This is a genomic window from Micromonospora sp. NPDC023814 (assembly GCF_040639595.1).
Taxonomy (GTDB): Bacteria; Actinomycetota; Actinomycetes; order Mycobacteriales; family Micromonosporaceae; genus Micromonospora.
Genome location: NZ_JBFAAF010000027.1, coordinates 68269 through 83171 on the forward strand (window position 1 = coordinate 68269; position 14903 = coordinate 83171).

General features: G+C 75.4%; 14 protein-coding genes and 1 pseudogene. 8 read left to right on the forward strand and 7 right to left on the reverse strand.

All coding sequences use genetic code 11. The features are described from left to right. Positions 1 to 14 precede the first annotated feature (14 nt). The gene (hisN, locus tag AB0G14_RS16835; RefSeq protein WP_357698176.1) at positions 15 to 833 is read left to right on the forward strand and encodes a histidinol-phosphatase; all 819 of its coding nucleotides are present in this window, start codon (positions 15 to 17) and stop codon (positions 831 to 833) included. Between the two features lie 59 nt (positions 834 to 892). Further along, positions 893 to 1818: pseudogene (locus AB0G14_RS16840) on the forward strand (hypothetical protein). Here AB0G14_RS16840 and AB0G14_RS16845 read toward each other — a convergent pair. Next, positions 1773 to 2972 carry a glycosyltransferase gene (locus AB0G14_RS16845; protein WP_357698178.1) on the reverse strand — a complete coding sequence of 400 codons (1200 nt, stop codon included), beginning with the start codon at positions 2970 to 2972 and terminating at the stop codon, positions 1773 to 1775. The pseudogene AB0G14_RS16840 and the gene AB0G14_RS16845 sit on opposite strands and share 46 nt — an antisense overlap. 213 nt (positions 2973 to 3185) lie before the next feature. On the opposite strand from AB0G14_RS16845, the gene AB0G14_RS16850 reads away from it, so the two are divergent. The 3 genes from AB0G14_RS16850 to AB0G14_RS16860 all read left to right on the forward strand — a co-directional run bounded on the left by AB0G14_RS16850 (position 3186) and on the right by AB0G14_RS16860 (position 5646). Continuing rightward, on the forward strand, positions 3186 to 4184 hold the full coding sequence (locus AB0G14_RS16850; protein WP_357698180.1) for an SDR family oxidoreductase: 999 nt from the start codon (positions 3186 to 3188) through the stop codon (positions 4182 to 4184). 59 nt (positions 4185 to 4243) lie between these two features. Further along, positions 4244 to 4969 carry an ATP-binding protein gene (locus tag AB0G14_RS16855; RefSeq protein ID WP_357698182.1) on the forward strand — a complete coding sequence of 242 codons (726 nt, stop codon included), beginning with the start codon at positions 4244 to 4246 and terminating at the stop codon, positions 4967 to 4969. A 104-nt stretch (positions 4970 to 5073) separates the two neighbouring features. Then, positions 5074 to 5646, forward strand: a complete 573-nt coding sequence (locus AB0G14_RS16860; protein WP_357462381.1) for a DUF5709 domain-containing protein — start codon at positions 5074 to 5076, stop codon at positions 5644 to 5646. Between the two features lie 36 nt (positions 5647 to 5682). Here the strand turns inward: AB0G14_RS16860 and AB0G14_RS16865 are convergent, their stop codons facing one another. Next, on the reverse strand, positions 5683 to 6348 hold the full coding sequence (locus AB0G14_RS16865) for a response regulator transcription factor (protein ID WP_350703797.1): 666 nt from the start codon (positions 6346 to 6348) through the stop codon (positions 5683 to 5685). A gap of 106 nt (positions 6349 to 6454) precedes the next feature. Next, positions 6455 to 7585 (reverse strand): DUF5931 domain-containing protein, encoded by a 1131-nt coding sequence (locus AB0G14_RS16870; RefSeq protein WP_357698232.1) that lies wholly within the window; start codon positions 7583 to 7585, stop codon positions 6455 to 6457. A gap of 120 nt (positions 7586 to 7705) precedes the next feature. On the opposite strand from AB0G14_RS16870, the gene AB0G14_RS16875 reads away from it, so the two are divergent. Continuing rightward, positions 7706 to 8173 (forward strand): ATP-binding protein, encoded by a 468-nt coding sequence (locus tag AB0G14_RS16875; RefSeq protein ID WP_357698185.1) that lies wholly within the window; start codon positions 7706 to 7708, stop codon positions 8171 to 8173. Positions 8174 to 8309: 136 nt separating this feature from the next. Here AB0G14_RS16875 and AB0G14_RS16880 read toward each other — a convergent pair whose 3' ends face one another. Further along, positions 8310 to 9248, reverse strand: a complete 939-nt coding sequence (locus AB0G14_RS16880; protein WP_357698187.1) for a ribose-phosphate pyrophosphokinase — start codon at positions 9246 to 9248, stop codon at positions 8310 to 8312. Between the two features lie 91 nt (positions 9249 to 9339). Between AB0G14_RS16880 and glpK the strand changes: the two genes are divergently transcribed. Then, positions 9340 to 10824, forward strand: a complete 1485-nt coding sequence (gene glpK / locus AB0G14_RS16885; protein WP_357698189.1) for a glycerol kinase GlpK — start codon at positions 9340 to 9342, stop codon at positions 10822 to 10824. Here glpK and AB0G14_RS16890 read toward each other — a convergent pair. The 3 genes from AB0G14_RS16890 to AB0G14_RS16900 are packed head-to-tail and all read right to left on the reverse strand — an operon-like array spanning position 10821 to position 13388. Then, the gene (locus AB0G14_RS16890) at positions 10821 to 12002 is read right to left on the reverse strand and encodes a hypothetical protein (protein ID WP_357698191.1); all 1182 of its coding nucleotides are present in this window, start codon (positions 12000 to 12002) and stop codon (positions 10821 to 10823) included. The two genes, glpK and AB0G14_RS16890, sit on opposite strands and share 4 nt — an antisense overlap. Next, positions 11999 to 12496: a SigE family RNA polymerase sigma factor gene (locus AB0G14_RS16895; RefSeq protein WP_350703809.1), complete on the reverse strand. Its 498-nt coding sequence runs from the start codon at positions 12494 to 12496 to the stop codon at positions 11999 to 12001. Before AB0G14_RS16895 ends, AB0G14_RS16890 begins: the two co-directional genes overlap by 4 nt. Before the next feature lie 58 nt (positions 12497 to 12554). Continuing rightward, the gene (locus AB0G14_RS16900) at positions 12555 to 13388 is read right to left on the reverse strand and encodes a phosphoribosylaminoimidazolesuccinocarboxamide synthase (RefSeq protein WP_357698194.1); all 834 of its coding nucleotides are present in this window, start codon (positions 13386 to 13388) and stop codon (positions 12555 to 12557) included. Between the two features lie 168 nt (positions 13389 to 13556). On the opposite strand from AB0G14_RS16900, the gene AB0G14_RS16905 reads away from it, so the two are divergent. Next, positions 13557 to 14888 carry an extracellular solute-binding protein gene (locus tag AB0G14_RS16905; RefSeq protein ID WP_357698196.1) on the forward strand — a complete coding sequence of 444 codons (1332 nt, stop codon included), beginning with the start codon at positions 13557 to 13559 and terminating at the stop codon, positions 14886 to 14888. The last annotated feature ends 15 nt before the right edge of the window (positions 14889 to 14903 follow it).

Sequence of the window (14903 nt, forward strand, 5' to 3'; positions counted from 1 at the left end):
GTAGGTTGGGGCACGTGACCGGGTACGCCGACGACCTCGCCCTCGCCCACCTGCTCGCCGACGCCGCCGACGCCGTCTCCACGGCCCGGTTCCGGGCGCTCGACCTGCGGGTCGACGCGAAGCCCGACCTGACCCCCGTCTCCGACGCGGACACCGCCGTGGAGCGGGAGATCCGGGCGCTGCTGGCCGCGCACCGGCCGGCCGACGGCCTGCTCGGCGAGGAGTACGGCGAACAGCCGGCCAGCGGCCCGGACGGCCGGCGCTGGGTGGTCGACCCGATCGACGGCACGAAGAACTTCATCCGCGGCGTGCCCGTCTGGGCGACCCTGATCGCGCTGCTGGAGGGGGACCGCCCGGTCGCCGGCCTGGTCTCCGCGCCGGCCCTCGGCCGTCGCTGGTGGGCGGCACTCGGCGAGGGCGCGTACGCGGGGCCGGACGCCGCCGGCGGCGCACCCATCCGGGTCTCCGGCGTCCGGGACCTGGCGGACGCGAGCTTCTGCTACTCGTCCCTGACCGGATGGGAGTCCGCCGGCCGGCTGGACGCGATGCTCCAGCTCATGCGGGACACCTGGCGCAGCCGGGCGTACGGCGACTTCTACGGCTACATGCTGCTCGCCGAGGGCGCGCTGGACGTGATGGTGGAGCCGGAGCTGTCGCTGTGGGACGTCGCCGCGCTGGTGCCGATCGTCACCGAGGCGGGCGGGACGTTCACCGACCTGGCCGGTCGGCCCGCGCCCTCGGGCGACGCCGGCACCGAGTGCAGCGCGGTGGCCAGCAACGGCCCGCTGCACGCCGACATCCTCGCCCGGCTGGGTCGGCCAGCCGAGCACTGACCTCCGGCAACCTCTATCCTCGCCAGGTGGTCTCCTCCGGGTGGTGCTTCCTCGCGGCGATGATCGTCGCGTACGGCGTCGCCAACCTGCTCCAGTCGGTCGCGGCCGCCCGCACCACCGTCCACCACACCTTCGACCCGGGGCTGCTGCTGCGGCTGGCCGGGCACCGCACCTACCTGGTCGGGCTGGTCTGCCAGGTGGCCGGGTTCGTGCTGGCCTTCCTGGCCCGGCGGGACCTGCCGCTCTTCCTGGTGCAGTCCAGCGTCGCGGCCGGGCTCGGGGTCACCGCCCTGCTCGGCGTGCTGGTGCTGAAGTGGCGGTTGCCGGCGGCCGAGGTGGCCTTGCTGGTGCTGCTCTTCGCCGGGATCTCCGCGCTGGTGCTCTCCGCCCGGCCCGCGCCGTCCAAGCCGCTCGGCACCGCCGGCATGATCGCCCTGGCGGTGGTGCTCGGCGTGATCGCGGTGCTCGGCTTCTTCGCCGTACGCCTGCACGGGGCGCCGGGCTCGGTGGCGCTCGGCTCGCTGGCCGGGCTGGCGTTCTCCGCCGCCGCGGTGGCCGCCCGGCCGCTGGCCTCGGCCTCCACGGCGGAGGCGCTCGTCCGGGACCCGCTGCTCTACCTGCTGATCGCGCACTCGATCGTCGGCCAGCTCCTGCTCGGCCTGGCCATGCAGCGCGGCTCGACCACGGCCGCCGTGGCGGCGATGGACGCCGCCGGGGCGGTGCCCGCCGCGATCGTCGGCCTGCTGCTGCTCAACGACAAGATCTGGCCCGGCCGGGAGTGGCTCGCCGCGGCCGGGTTCCTGGTCACCCTCGCCGCGGTCATCGGCCTCACCCGGTACGCCGAACCCCAGCACCACCACGCGGTGGCCGGGGCACGGGACCGGGCCGTGGTCGGCGTCGGCCGCCCGCTCTGAGGCACGGGGCCGGCGGGGTGCTCCCTCAGGCCGCCTCGACCGGCTTGCGGCGGCGCACCACCCGCTCGTAGAGCCGCTCCAGCGCGCCCGCCGTCCGCTCCCAGGTGTAACTGCACCGCACCCGGTCGACGGCGGCGTGCCCGTACGCGAACCGTCCGGCGTTGTCGGAGAGCAGCCGGCGCAGGGTCACGCCGAGGACGCGCACGTCGCCCGGCGGCACCAGCCGCCCGGTGACCTCGTCGACCACCGCGTCGGCGATCCCGCCCATGGCGTAGCCGACCACCGGCACGCCGCAGGCCATCGCCTCCAGCGACACCCGCCCGGCGGACGAGTAGTGCGGGGTGCAGGCGACCACGTCGGCCGAGCGGTACCAGGTGGCCATCTGCTCGTGCGGCACCGCGCCCACCAGCGTCACCTGGTCGGCCACCCCGTTCCGCTCGGCCAGCTCGCGCAGGCGGCGGGCCTCGGCGTGGCCGGCGAGCTGCTCGGCGGGCGGGCCGCCGGCGATCACCAGCTCGGCGTCGCCGACGAGCCGCATGGCCCGGATCAGGTCCTCCTGGCCGTGCCCGGCCGACAGTCCGACGGAGAGGATCCGGGCCCGCTGGTCGCGGGGCGCGGCCTCGCCGTCGGGGTGGAACTGCTCGGTGTCGACGCCGGCCGGCACCATCGCCACGGAGGCGCGTTGCAGCCCCATCCGGGTCAGCTCGTCGACCTCGTCGTTGCACTGGGCCACCGCGACGTCCACCGCCCGGGTCAGCGCCCGCTCCAGCGGGATCCGCTCCCCCGGGCCGTCGTACTCGCGGCCGAGGTGGCGCATCTGCTCGACACCGAGGGAGTGGAAGGTCTGCACCACCGGGGTGTCGGTCTCGCGCACCGCGTGCGCCGCGGCCAGCCCACCGATCCAGTAGTGCCCGTGCACCACCTCCGGCTGCCAGTCGCCGGCCCACCGGTCCGCCAGCCAGGTGCCGAACTCGGCCACGTGGGGGACCAGCTCGGCGGTGGGAATCGGGGCGGCCGGGCCGACGGGCACCCGCTCCACCCGGTAGCCGTCGACCGTCGCCGTGTCCGGCAGGCCCGGGTCGTCGCGCCGTTCGTACACCCGGACGTCGTGGCCCCGCGCGGCCAGTTCGGCGGCGACCCTCGCGATGTGCTGGTGGGTGCCGACGGTCGGAGCGTCGGCACGCCTGGGCGGGCCGGCGTGCGCGCAGACGAGGCCGACGCGCATGGGTCACCTCCATGCGATCTTCTCGGGCGGTGGTCCTCGGTCAGAGGGTCCCATTAACCAGACCCCCGGGAGCCGAAACCTGGCAGATCGGGAAGAGCCCGGCGGGTGCTTGCGCGACGGCAAGCGTCGCGGCCGGGTCACGCGTCACCCACCGACCGTCATCCGACCCACAACCGGCCGCATGACCCCTGCCAACCGGGGTACCGCCCAGGAATGCCTCTCACCCGCAGCCTCGCCGACGCCACCGTGGTGCTCACCGGCGCCTCCAGCGGGATCGGGACGGCCACGGCGTACGCCCTTGCCCGATGCGGCACCGCCGTCGTGCTGGCCGCCCGCAGCGAGCCGGCCCTCCGGCAGGTCGCGCAGCGGTGCCGGGAGCTGGGCGGGCGGGCGCTGGTCGTGCCGACCGACGTGACCGACCCGGCGGCCGTCGAGCGGCTCGCCGCCCGCGCGGTGGCCGAGTTCGGCCGGATCGACGGGTGGGTCAACAACGCCGCGGTCAGCGCGGTCGGGCTCTTCGACGAGATCCCGGTGGAGGAGTTCCGTCGGGTGCTGGAGGTGAACCTGCTCGGCGCCGCGTACGGCACCCGGGCCGCCCTGCCCCACCTCGGCGCGGCGGGGGGCGGGGTGCTGGTCAACAACGCCTCGGTGCTGGCCGAGGTGGCGATGCCCTACCAGTCGGCGTACAACGCCACGAAGCACGGCATCCGCGGCCTGGCCGACACGGTCCGCCAGGAGCTGCGGGTCACGGGGCGGGGCAACATCTCGATCTGCACGGTGCTGCCGGCCACCATCGACACCCCGTTCTTCCGGCACGCCGCCAACCACAGCGGGCGGGAACTGGTGCCGCCGCCCCCGGTCTACCCGCCGGAGGTGGTGGCGGAGACGATCGTCCGGATGCTGCGCCGGCCGCGGCGCGAGGCGTACGCCGGTGGGGCCGCCCGGCTGATCGGCCTGCAGTGGCGGGTCGCCCCGGCGCTGGCCGAACGGGCGCTCGGCTGGTACGCCCACCGGACCCAGTTCGGACCGGCCCCGCGGCTCGACAGCACCGGCAACGTCTTCCAGACCGACGCGGCGGCGCGGCGCGACGGCGGCTGGCACGGCCGGCGACGGCACCTGGTGCGGATGACCGCCGCCTTCGGGCTGGCGGCGGCGGGAACGGCCGTCGGGACGGTGGCGGCGATGGCCCGCCGAGCGCGGACGGACCGCTGATGCGCCGGGCCGAGCGGAGCGGTGCGGGGCCCGGCCCGGGAGGGCACAATGGAACGATCATGCCGACCGACGTGCGCTGCCGGGTGGAGACGGACGAGTCGTCCGGGCTGGTCCGGCTGACCGGCGTCCTCGACCGGCTTGAGGTCGGCACGGTGCGCGCCGGGCTGCTCGCCCGGCTCTGCGCCCGGCCCGGCCCGGTGGTGGCCGACCTGACCGGCCTGGAGATGCCCGATCCGGCCGCCCGGGGCGTCTTCGCGGAGGTGCGCCGGGAGGTCCTCGACTGGCCCGCCGCCGATCTGCTCCTCTGCGACCCGACCGGCACCGTCGACGGCGCGCCGGCCTGGCCGACCCTGGAGGGGGCGACGGCCGGGCTGGCCGCCGCGCCGATGGCCGCGGTGGTCAACGCCGACTTCCCACCCGCCGTGGAAGCCGCCCGGGAGGCCCGGCACCTCGTCACCGAGGGCTGCCGCCGCTGGGGGCTGGACGAGCTGGCCGAGCCGGGGTGCATCGCGGTCACCGAGCTGGTCGGCAACGTGGTCGCCCACGCGCACACCGCGATGACGGTGCGGCTGGCGCCCCGGGACGACACCCTGCACCTCGCCGTGCGCGACCACTCGTCGCGGCAGCCGACCTTCGCCGGGCCGGCACCGGTGGACACCGTCGGCGGGCGCGGCCTGCTGCTGATCGACACCGTCGCCCGCCGCTGGGGCAGCAGCCGGGTGCCGGACGGCAAGGTCGTCTGGTGCGTCCTGTACGCCGCGGACGAGGCCGGCCTCGGCGGCTGACGGCCGCCCCGATCCTCCCCGTCCGTCCCGGAAGGCGACGCTTCCGCCCGGATGGCCACGCCCGGCACCGGTTACGCCGGGAGGGCAGTGGGTAGTGGTCAGCCATGCGCGACGACCAGTACCCGACCCCCGTGTCCGACCCCGAGGCGGAGGGCCTGCCCGACACCGCCGACGACGACTCGACCGCCAACGACGACGTCCTGACCGGGCGCGAGGCGGACGGACCGGAGCCGGCGCAGCTACCCGCCGACCGGACGCCGGTGGCGGTGGACCGGTACGGGACCACCGCCGAGGAGCAGCTCGACGGCGAGTCGCTGGACTACAAGCTCGACCGGGAGCAGCGCGAACGCCCGGCCGACGACCCGCTGGCCGGCCCCGTCGACCCGGACATCGCCGCCGAGGCCGACAGCGAGGAGGCCGCGGCGCAGGCCCAGCTCGACGCGGACGTGATCGACCCGGGGCCCACCTCCGACCCGGACTCGCCGGTCTCCCTCTACGACCACGGCAAGCTCGGCACCACCGCCGACGCCCAGGTCGGCCGGCTCGTCGAACCGGACGAGGGGGCGCACACCGACCAGGAGACCGACTCGGTCGCGTACGACGCCGGCTCGGCCGGCGGCGGGGCGAGCGCCGAGGAGTTGGCCATCCACGAGACGCGCCCGCCGCACTCGGTCTGAGGCGGCCGGAGGGCTGTCGGAGCGGTCCGGCAGCCCTCAGTCGTCCAGGCCCCGCTCGATCGCGTACCGGGTCAGCTCGACCCGGTTGTGCAGCTGGAGCTTGCCCAGCGTGTTCTGCACGTGGTTCTGCACCGTACGGTGCGACAGCCCGAGCCGGTCGGCGATCTGCTTGTAGGACATCCCCTTGGCCACCAGGCGCAGCACCTCGGTCTCCCGGTCGGTGAGCCGGGGCGCCGGGTCCCGGCCCGCCGTCGGGGCGGCCCCGGCCGGGGCGGCGGCCAGCCGGCGGTACTCGCCGAGGACCAGGCCGGCCAGCCCGGGCGTGAAGACCGGCTCCCCCGCCGCCGTCCGGCGCACGGCGTCCAGGAACTCGGCCGGGGCGGCCGACTTCACCAGGTAGCCGGTGGCGCCCGCCTTCACCGCGTCCAGCACGCTCTGCTGCTCGCCGCTGGCCGACAGCATCAGCACTCGCACCTCCGGCAGCGCGGCGCGCAGCCCGCGGATCACCTCCACCCCGGAGACGTCCGGCAGTTGCAGGTCGAGGACCACCACGTCGGGCCGGGCGGCGGCGGCCACCCGGACGGCCTGCCGGCCCTCGCCGCTGGTGGCGACGACGACGTGGCCGGCCTCGGTGAGGTCCCGGGCCACCCCTTCCCGCCACATCGGGTGGTCGTCGACCACCATCACGCGCACACCCGTCATGGGCCCATCTTCGTTCGCGACCCCGGGGCTCGCGGACCCGGCTCACTCCTCGCGCGCACCGCCGCTCGCGACTGCGGGGCTCGCGGATCCGGCTCGTTCCTCGCGCTCACCGTCGCTCCTCCCTCCGGACGGTCAGTTCCACCTCGGTACCGGCACCGGGCGCGGAGGTGATCCGCACCGTGCCGCCGAGGTCGGCGAGGCGGCCCCGGATGGAGCGTGCGACGCCGAGCCGCCCCTCGGCGGCGGCCTCGGCCAGGCGGCCGTCCGGGAACCCCGGCCCCTCGTCGCGGACGGAGACCGTCACCGTCGCCCCCTCGTCCTCGATCAGCACCCAGGCCCGCCCGTCCGCGTGCCGGGCGACGTTGTCCAGCGCGGCGGCGGTCGCGGCGGCCAGCTCGTGGGCCACCGGACCGGGCAGCGTCACCGGGGTGGCCGGCGCGGACAGCGAGACCGCCGCCGAGGCGTACCGGCCGACCAGCGCCCGCAGGTCCACCGACCCGCCGTCGGTGTCCGCGCCGGCCGGCGCGGTGCCGGCGATCAGGGCGCGCAGCGCGGCCTCCTGTTCCCCCGCGAGCCGGGCCAGCTCGCCGGCCTCGCCGTCCAGGTGGGCGCCGCGCCGCTGCACCAGGGCGAGCACCTGGAGGACGCCGTCGTGGATGTCCCGGGCCAGCCGCTCCCGCTCCCGGGTCGCCGCCTCCAGCTCCACCGCCCGGTGCAGCCGCTCCTCGGCGGTCACCGCCAGCCGGGCGACGTGCCCGACCACGACCCCGGCGAGCAGCAGCAGGATCACCCCGGTGAGCGAGGACTCGCCGATCCGCTCGCGGGTGACGAGGTCCGCCGCGCCGACCGCCAGGGCGGCCACGGTGCCCCGGCGCCGCCCGCCGGAGACGGCCCAGGCGAGCACCGGGCCGGCCAGCCAGGCCACCGCCAGGGTCGGCACCCCGGCGGCGAGCGCCGCACGCCCGACCACCCACGGGCTGACCAGCAGGATGCCGAGGACGACCGCGAGGTCCGCGGCGAGCAGCGGCCAGCCCCGCCGGGCCGGGCGGGCGTAGCCGACGGCGGTCACCCCGGTCCAGGCCGCCATCAGCAGGACCACGCCGACGGCCGCCAGGGGGTGGGCGTACCGGTCGAAGTGCCGGAGCGTCAGCACCCAGACGTACGCCAGGGAGGCCACCCGGAACACGGCGATGGCCCGCCAGAGCGGGACCTCGAAACCACCGGGCGGCGTCGGCACGGTCGTCACGATGCCACAGCCCGCCCGGCGGCCGACGGGCTGGCGGATGCACGCCGGGAAGCGCTGGCGTACGGTGGGAATTCCGCAACAAGTTCTGTGATCCGCTGTCGGGACGGGGCCATGACGAGTGCAGAATCCCCGGCACCGCGTACGGTTGTGCCCATCGAACCTTCTCTCCTGATCGCCGAAGCCTTCGACCAGGCCCAGGTGACCGAGTTGCGACACTCGGTCACTTCCTGCGCGCACACCGCCGGGCTGGCCGGCCAGCGCCTGGACGACTTCGTGCTGGCGGTCAACGAGCTGATCACGAACGCGGTCCGGCACGGCGGGGGCCGGGGCTGGCTGCGACTGTGGCGGCAGTCGGGGCTGCTCGTCTGCGAGGTCTCCGACCACGGTGGGGGGATCAGCAAGCAGCGGCTCGGCGACCGGGCCCGCCCCGCACCCGACACCGCCGGCGGGTGGGGCCTCTGGTTGGCCCGGGAGTTGAGCGACAGCATGGAGGTCGAGACCGGCGCCGCCGGCACGACCGTACGGATCAGCGCCGCCGTCGGCACCCCCGAACACATCGGCCGCCACCGCCGCGACTAACCCCCTCCCCTCCCTCCCCCGGCCCGACGATCTTGCACTTTCGGCCCTCGAAATGGGCGGCGTACCCGATTCGCCGGGGCCACAAGTGCAAGATCGCGGGAGTGGGGAGGGTGGAAGGGGGGAGGGGTGGGGTGGGTCAGGAGAAGAGGGCGCTGACGGACTCGCCGTTGTGGATGCGGCGCATCGCCTCGGCGAGCGCCGGAGCCACCGAGAGGACCGCCAGCTTCGGCACCCGCTTGTCGGCCGGGATCGGCACGGTGTTGGTGCAGACGATCTCCAGCACGCCCTGCTGCTCGCTGAGCCGCTGGAGCGCGCCGCTGGAGAAGAGGCCGTGCGTGCAGGCCAGCCGGATCGAGCGGACCTTCCGCTCGCGCAGGTGCTCCATCAGCTCGACCACCGTGCTGCCCTTGGCGATCTCGTCGTCCAGCACGATCACGTCCCGGTCGGCCACGTCGCCGATCACCGCGCTGATCTTGACCCGGTCGTCGCTGAACCGCTGCTTCGCCCCGGCCGCCACCGGCGTGCCGAGCCGGCGGGCGAACGCCGCGGCCTCCTTGGCGTTGCCCAGGTCCGGCGAGACCACCACCGTGTTGCCCAGGTCGTAACGGGTGAAGTGGGCGGCCAGCTCGCGCAGCGCGTGCAGGTGGTCGACCGGCACGCTGAAGAAGCCGTGCACCTGGGGCGAGTGCAGGGTCATCGCCAGCACCCGGTCCGCCCCCGCCGAGGTGAGCAGGTCGGCCACGAGCCGCCCGCCGATGGAGATGCGCGGCGCGTCCTTCTTGTCCGACCGGGCGTACGCGTAGTGCGGCAGCACCACGGTGATCCGGCCGGCGGAGGCGCCCCGGGCCGCGTCGATCATGAGCAGCAGCTCGACCAGGTTCTCCTGCACGGGCGGGACCAGGGGCTGGATCAGGAAGACGTCGCGCTCCCGGCAGTTGGCCTGCAACTGCACTTCCAGGCAGTCGTTGGCGAACCGGGACACCCGCACCGGGTGCAGGGGCACACCGAGGTGGGCACAGATCTCGGCGGCGAGGTCGGGATGGGCGGTACCACTGAAAACGGCGATGTCACGCACGTCCGCACATCGTACGGACGGCACCCGGACCGGGCCCCGATCGGGGCCGCGCCGGTCGGCGGAGCGCGGCCGGTCCGGGTACGGTGCTGCCGTGACCCCCCAGCACGTCGCCGCCATCGACCAGGGCACCACCTCCTCGCGGTGCATCGTCTTCGACCAGGCCGGGGAGATCGTCTCCGTGGCGCAGCGGGAGCACCGGCAGATCTTCCCCCGGCCCGGCTGGGTGGAGCACGACGCCGAGGAGATCTGGGACAACGTGGAACTGGTGGTCCGGGAGGCGTTGCGGGCCGCCGGGACCGACGCCGCCGGGCTCGCCGCCGTGGGCATCACCAACCAGCGGGAGACCACCCTCGTCTGGGACCGGGCCACCGGGCGGCCGGTGGCCAACGCGATCGTCTGGCAGGACACCCGCACCGGGCCGCTGCTGCGCGAGCTGGCGCAGGCGTACGGCGAGGAGTGGTTCCGCTCCCGCACCGGCCTGCCGCTGGCCACCTACTTCGCCGGGCCGAAGCTGCGCTGGCTGCTGGACCACGTCGACGGGCTGCGCGAGCGCGCCGAGGCCGGCGAGGTGCTGTTCGGCACGATGGACAGCTGGCTGGTCTGGAAGCTGACCGGCCGGCACGTGACCGACGTGACCAACGCCAGCCGCACCATGCTGATGGACCTGACCACCCTCGACTGGGACCCGGAGCTGCTCGACGCGATGGGCGTGCCGGCCGCCGTGCTGCCGGAGATCCGCAGCTCCGCCGAGGTCTACGGGGAGGCGACCGGGGTGCTGGCCGGGGTGCCGGTGGCCAGCGCGCTCGGCGACCAGCAGGCCGCCCTGTTCGGGCAGACCTGTTTCCAGCCGGGCGAGGCGAAGTGCACCTACGGCACCGGCAGCTTCCTGCTGCTCAACACCGGCGCCAGCCCGGTCCCCTCCGCCCACGGCCTGCTCACCACGGTCGCCTACCGCATCGACGGCCAGCCCGCCGCGTACGCGCTGGAGGGGGCCATCGCGGTCACCGGCTCGCTGGTGCAGTGGCTGCGGGACAACCTCGGGCTGATCTCCACCGCCCCCGAGGTGGAGGCGTTGGCGGGCACCGTCGACGACAACGGCGGCTGCTACGTCGTACCGGCCTTCTCCGGGCTGTTCGCCCCGCACTGGCGCAGCGACGCGCGGGGCGTGATCGCCGGGCTGACCGGCTACATCACCAAGGGGCACCTGGCCCGGGCGGTGCTGGAGGCGTCGGCCTGGCAGACCCGCGAGGTGGTCGACGCGATGAACGCCGACTCCGACGTGGCCCTGCGCCGGCTCCGGGTCGACGGCGGCATGACCGCCAACGGGCTGCTCATGCAGTTCCTCGCCGACGTGCTCGACGTGCCGGTGGTCCGCTCCCGGATCACCGAGACCACCTGCCTCGGCGCCGCGTACGCGGCCGGCCTGGCAGTCGGCTTCTGGCCGGACCTGGCGACGCTGCGCGCCAAGTGGCGCTCCGACGCGCAGTGGGAGTCGACCATGGACCCGGCCCACCGCGAGCGCGAGCTGCGCAACTGGCGCAAGGCCGTCGAGCGCACCCTCGACTGGGTGGACTAGTCGGGAAATTTCGCCCGCATGCTGTAGCCGGTCTTCAGTGGCCGCATCATCTGCGCGAGGAGCGTCATGGTGACGGCCGCCCGGCGCACCCCGTTGTCCAACCCCAGCTCGGAACAGCCGCTGTAGGTGACCCGGACCGGCGTCTCGCCGTCCGGGCCGCGCACGAGGAGCAGGGCGTCGTAGCGGGCCGGGTCGGGCCGGCAGTCGTTTCCGGCGAGGTCGGGGTTGCCGCCGGGCCGTGCCCTGTTGAGCGCGCTCGCGAGGGCGGCCGCGTCGGAGCCGGTCAGCCGGGCCGACGTCCGGAGCCGGTCACCGTGCACCCCGTCCCTCTCCTCCCCGTAGGCGCAGATGGCGATCGAGGACGGATCGGCCGGGACGAAGGGGGTGCGGCCCGGGAGCATGGCCACCTCGGGCACCGGGGCGCCGGACCTGTCCTGCTCCGGCGGCGGGGCCGAGGCGACAAACGGGCGGCGGGTGGGGCAGCCGGCGTGGTCGGTCTCCACCAGCCGGAGGCTGTCCAGGATCCGCCGGGTGGTGGCCTCGTCCCGGGTCCGCACGGTCACCGCGACCTGCCGGGCGGAGACGGTGACGGTGCCGGCGTAGCGGCCGTCGGGCAGCCGCCCCTCGGCACGGACGGCGGGCACCCCGCTCACCTCGACGGCCCGCTCGGGCAGCGCGCCGGCGCTCGGCCGCCCGCTCGGCTCCCTGGCGGGCAGTTCGGTCAGCGGGCCGCCGCCCGGCCGCTCGCCGATTTCCGCGAGCTCCTTGTGGGCCGGCTCCGGGGTGAAGCAGCTGGGCTGCGGGCCGACACCCCGCACCACGCTCGGCGCGTCGGTCATCCCGCAGCCGGAGTCGTTGACCGTCCAGTGCGCCGGCACCCGGATCTCCGCGCCGAGGGAGCTCTCCCAGCGCCAGTCGGCGGTCGCCGCCCGGTCCTCGGCCGCCAGGTCGACCGCCGGGGGCCGGGCCGGGCGGTCGCCGGTCAGCGCCGGCACCACCCCCGCGGTGACGAGCACCGCCACGGCCGCCGCCCCGGCCCCGGCCGCCCGGGCCCGGCGACGCCGCCGGGCCACCCGCGCCCGCACCGCCCCGGTCAGGTCCCGCGCGCCCCCGTCGGCCTCGGCCTCGTGGCTGAGGAAGGTGTCCCGGAGCAGCGTCTCGACGTCGTACCGGCTCATGGCAGCGCCTCCCGATCGATCGTGGGCACCGTGGCCCGGAGCGTGGCGAGGGCCCGGGCAGCCTGCGACCGCACGGTGGCCGGGGCGCAGCCGAGGACCTCGGCGATCTGGGTGTCGGAGAGGTCCTCGTAGTAGCGCAGCACCAGCACCGCCCGCTGGCGGCGCGGCAGCCGGCGCAGCAGCGCCCAGGCGGCGTCGCGCGCCGCGTGGCTGCCGGCGTCGTCCGGGCCGGCCGCCCCGTCAGCGGGGGCGGCCACCGGCAACTCGCGCGAGGAGAGCCTCCGCCACCAGCGCAGGTTCTCGTTGACCAGGACCTGCTTGAGGTACGCCTCGGGCCGGCTCATCCCGGCCACCCGCGCCCACCGCACGTACGCCTTGGCCAGCACCGACTGCACCAGGTCCTCGGCCTGGTGCCGGTCCCCGGTGAGCATCAGCGCGAACCGCAGCAGGGCTCCCCCGCGGGCGGTCACGAACTCCTCGAACGTCGGCTGCATGGCACCTCCGCCCCAGGAAAGTCCGTGGGGTGGCCGAGGTGCTGCACCGGTCGGGAAATCAGCCCCAGCGGTTGCCGGTGAGCTTCTCGTAGACGTCGACGTAGCGGGCCCGGGTCGCCTCGACCACCTCGGCCGGCACCTCGGGCGCCGGGGCCTGCTTGTCCCAGCCGCTCTCCACCGCCCAGTCCCGGACGTACTGCTTGTCGTAGGAGAACTGCGCCCGGCCCGGCTGGTACGACTCGGCCGGCCAGAACCGGGACGAGTCGGAGGTGAGCACCTCGTCGCCGACCGTCAGGGTGCCGTCCGGCGCCCAGCCCAGCTCGATCTTGGTGTCGGCGACCAGGATGCCCCGGTCGGCGGCCAACTCGGCGCCCCGACGGTAGAGGTCGATGGTGATCCGGCGCAGCCGCTCGGCGGTCTCGGCGCCGACCTTGTCCACCACCTCGGCAAAGGTGATCGGCTCGTCGTGCTCCCCCACCGGCGCCTTGGTCGACGGGGTGAAGATCGGCTCGGGCAGGATGGACGCCTCGACCAGGCCGCGCGGCAGCTCCACGCCGGAGACCGCGCCCGTGCGCTGGTACTCCTTGAGGCCGCCGCCGGTCAGGTAGCCCCGGGCGACGCACTCCACGGGCACCATCTCCAGCCGCCGGCAGCGGATCGCCCGGCCGGCGAACTCGGCCGGCACGTCGGTGGCGGAGATGACGTGGTTCGGCACCAGGTCGGAGAGCTGCTCGAACCACCACAGGGACAGCGCGGTGAGCAACTTGCCCTTGTCGGGGATCGGCGTCGGCAGCACCACGTCGTAGATCGAGATGCGGTCGGAGGCGACCAGGATCAGGTCGTCGCCGTCGGCGTAGACATCCCGTACCTTGCCTGAGTGCAGAAGTTCCACGCGGCCTAGTACACCACGCGACCTGCGTACGGACTCCGGCGGTGGCGGACGGCATCGATGCCGACGACCGCGGGTGCGGCGGTGTGGCCGGACGGACGTTGACACCCTCCCGCGCCGCCTGCGTGAATGATCCGGCCGCCCTACCCACCCGGTCCACCAGGAGACTCCGTGCCCGCTCCCCGCTCCCCGCTGCCCCGTCACGGGGCGGACCCGGGCCGGCGGCGGGTGCTCGCCGCGCTGCTGGGGGCGCCGGTGCTCGCCACCGGCGGGCTCACCGGGTGCAGCGAGGAGCAGGCGGCCCCGGCGGAGAGCGGCCCGGTCGAGCTGTCGGTCTTCTGGTACGGCGGGGCGAAGCGGGCCGCGCTCACCGAGCAGGTGCTGCGGCTCTACACGGACCGCAACCCCCACGTCGGCTTCCGGATCACCTGGCAGGGCGTCGACGGCTACTACGACCGGCTGGCCACCCAGGCCGCGGGCGGCAACGTGCCCGACCTGATCCAGGTCGACGACAGCATGCTCGCCGAGTACGCCCGCCGCGAGATCGTCCTGGACCTCACCGGCTACGTCGCCGACCACCGGCTGGACCTGCGGAGCCTGCCGCCGGGCCTGGTCCGCTACGGGCAGGTCGACGGGCGGACGGTGGGCGTCGCGGCGGGGCAGACCGCCGCCGCGCTGGTCCACAACCGCACGTTGCTGCGCCGGCTGGGCGTGCCCGAGCCGGACGGCGGGATGACCTGGCCGGAGTACGTCGCCTGGGCGCGGCGGGTCACCCTGGCCAGCGAGGGCCGGGTGGCCGGCACGATGGACGCCTCCGGCGACTACCGCGCGTTCTGGCACTGGCTGCGCGGCCAGGGCGGTGAGCTCTACCGGGGGCGGCAGCTCGGCTTCGACGCCGACGCGCTGGTCGAGTGGTTCGAGCTGTGGCGGCGCGCCCGATCCGACCGGGCCACCCCGAGCGCCGCCCTGGTCGAGCAGGCCGACAGCGGCGAACCGGCCCGGCAGCTGGTGGTCACCGGCGCCGCGGCCGCCTCCTTCGCCTGGTCGCACCAGCTTCCGGAGCTCCAGCGGCTCACCGGCGCCGAGCTCGGCCTGGCCGCCCTGCCCGGCCCGCCCGAGGCGCAGTGGGCGCGGGCGTCGATGTTCTGGGCGGGCTTCCGCGGCACGCGGCATCCCGCCGTGGTGGCGAACGTGATCAACTTCCTGACCGGCAACGGCGAGGCGGGCGCGGTGCTCGGTCACGAACGCGGGCTCAGCCCCAGCCTCGCCGTCCGCCGCTACGTCGAGGGCAGCATCACCGACCCGGCGCAGAAGCGCGCGGCGGCGTTCGGCACCGCACTGGACGACCGGTTGGGGCCGGCGCCCAGCCCGCCACCGCAGGGCCATCCCCGGGTGCGCGCGCTGCTGCTGGAGGCCGCCGAGAGCATCCGCAGCGGGGCGGCCGGCAGCCGGGCGGCGACGTCGCGCTTCATGGCCAGGGCGGAAGCCGCCCTGGCCGGATAGCGGCCGTCCGGCAGG

Bases quoted from the DNA above. Each gene is read 5' to 3' on its own strand.
- AB0G14_RS16845 (WP_357698178.1), bottom strand. From the start codon at position 2,972: ATGCGCGTCGGCCTCGTCTGCGCGCACGCCGGCCCGCCCAGGCGTGCC.
- AB0G14_RS16895 (WP_350703809.1), bottom strand. From the start codon at position 12,496: ATGCAGCCGACGTTCGAGGAGTTCGTGACCGCCCGCGGGGGAGCCCTG.
- AB0G14_RS16875 (WP_357698185.1), top strand. From the start codon at position 7,706: ATGACGAGTGCAGAATCCCCGGCACCGCGTACGGTTGTGCCCATCGAA.
- AB0G14_RS16855 (WP_357698182.1), top strand. From the start codon at position 4,244: ATGCCGACCGACGTGCGCTGCCGGGTGGAGACGGACGAGTCGTCCGGG.
- AB0G14_RS16890 (WP_357698191.1), bottom strand. From the start codon at position 12,002: ATGAGCCGGTACGACGTCGAGACGCTGCTCCGGGACACCTTCCTCAGC.
- AB0G14_RS16860 (WP_357462381.1), top strand. From the start codon at position 5,074: ATGCGCGACGACCAGTACCCGACCCCCGTGTCCGACCCCGAGGCGGAG.
- AB0G14_RS16865 (WP_350703797.1), bottom strand. From the start codon at position 6,348: ATGACGGGTGTGCGCGTGATGGTGGTCGACGACCACCCGATGTGGCGG.
- AB0G14_RS16850 (WP_357698180.1), top strand. From the start codon at position 3,186: ATGCCTCTCACCCGCAGCCTCGCCGACGCCACCGTGGTGCTCACCGGC.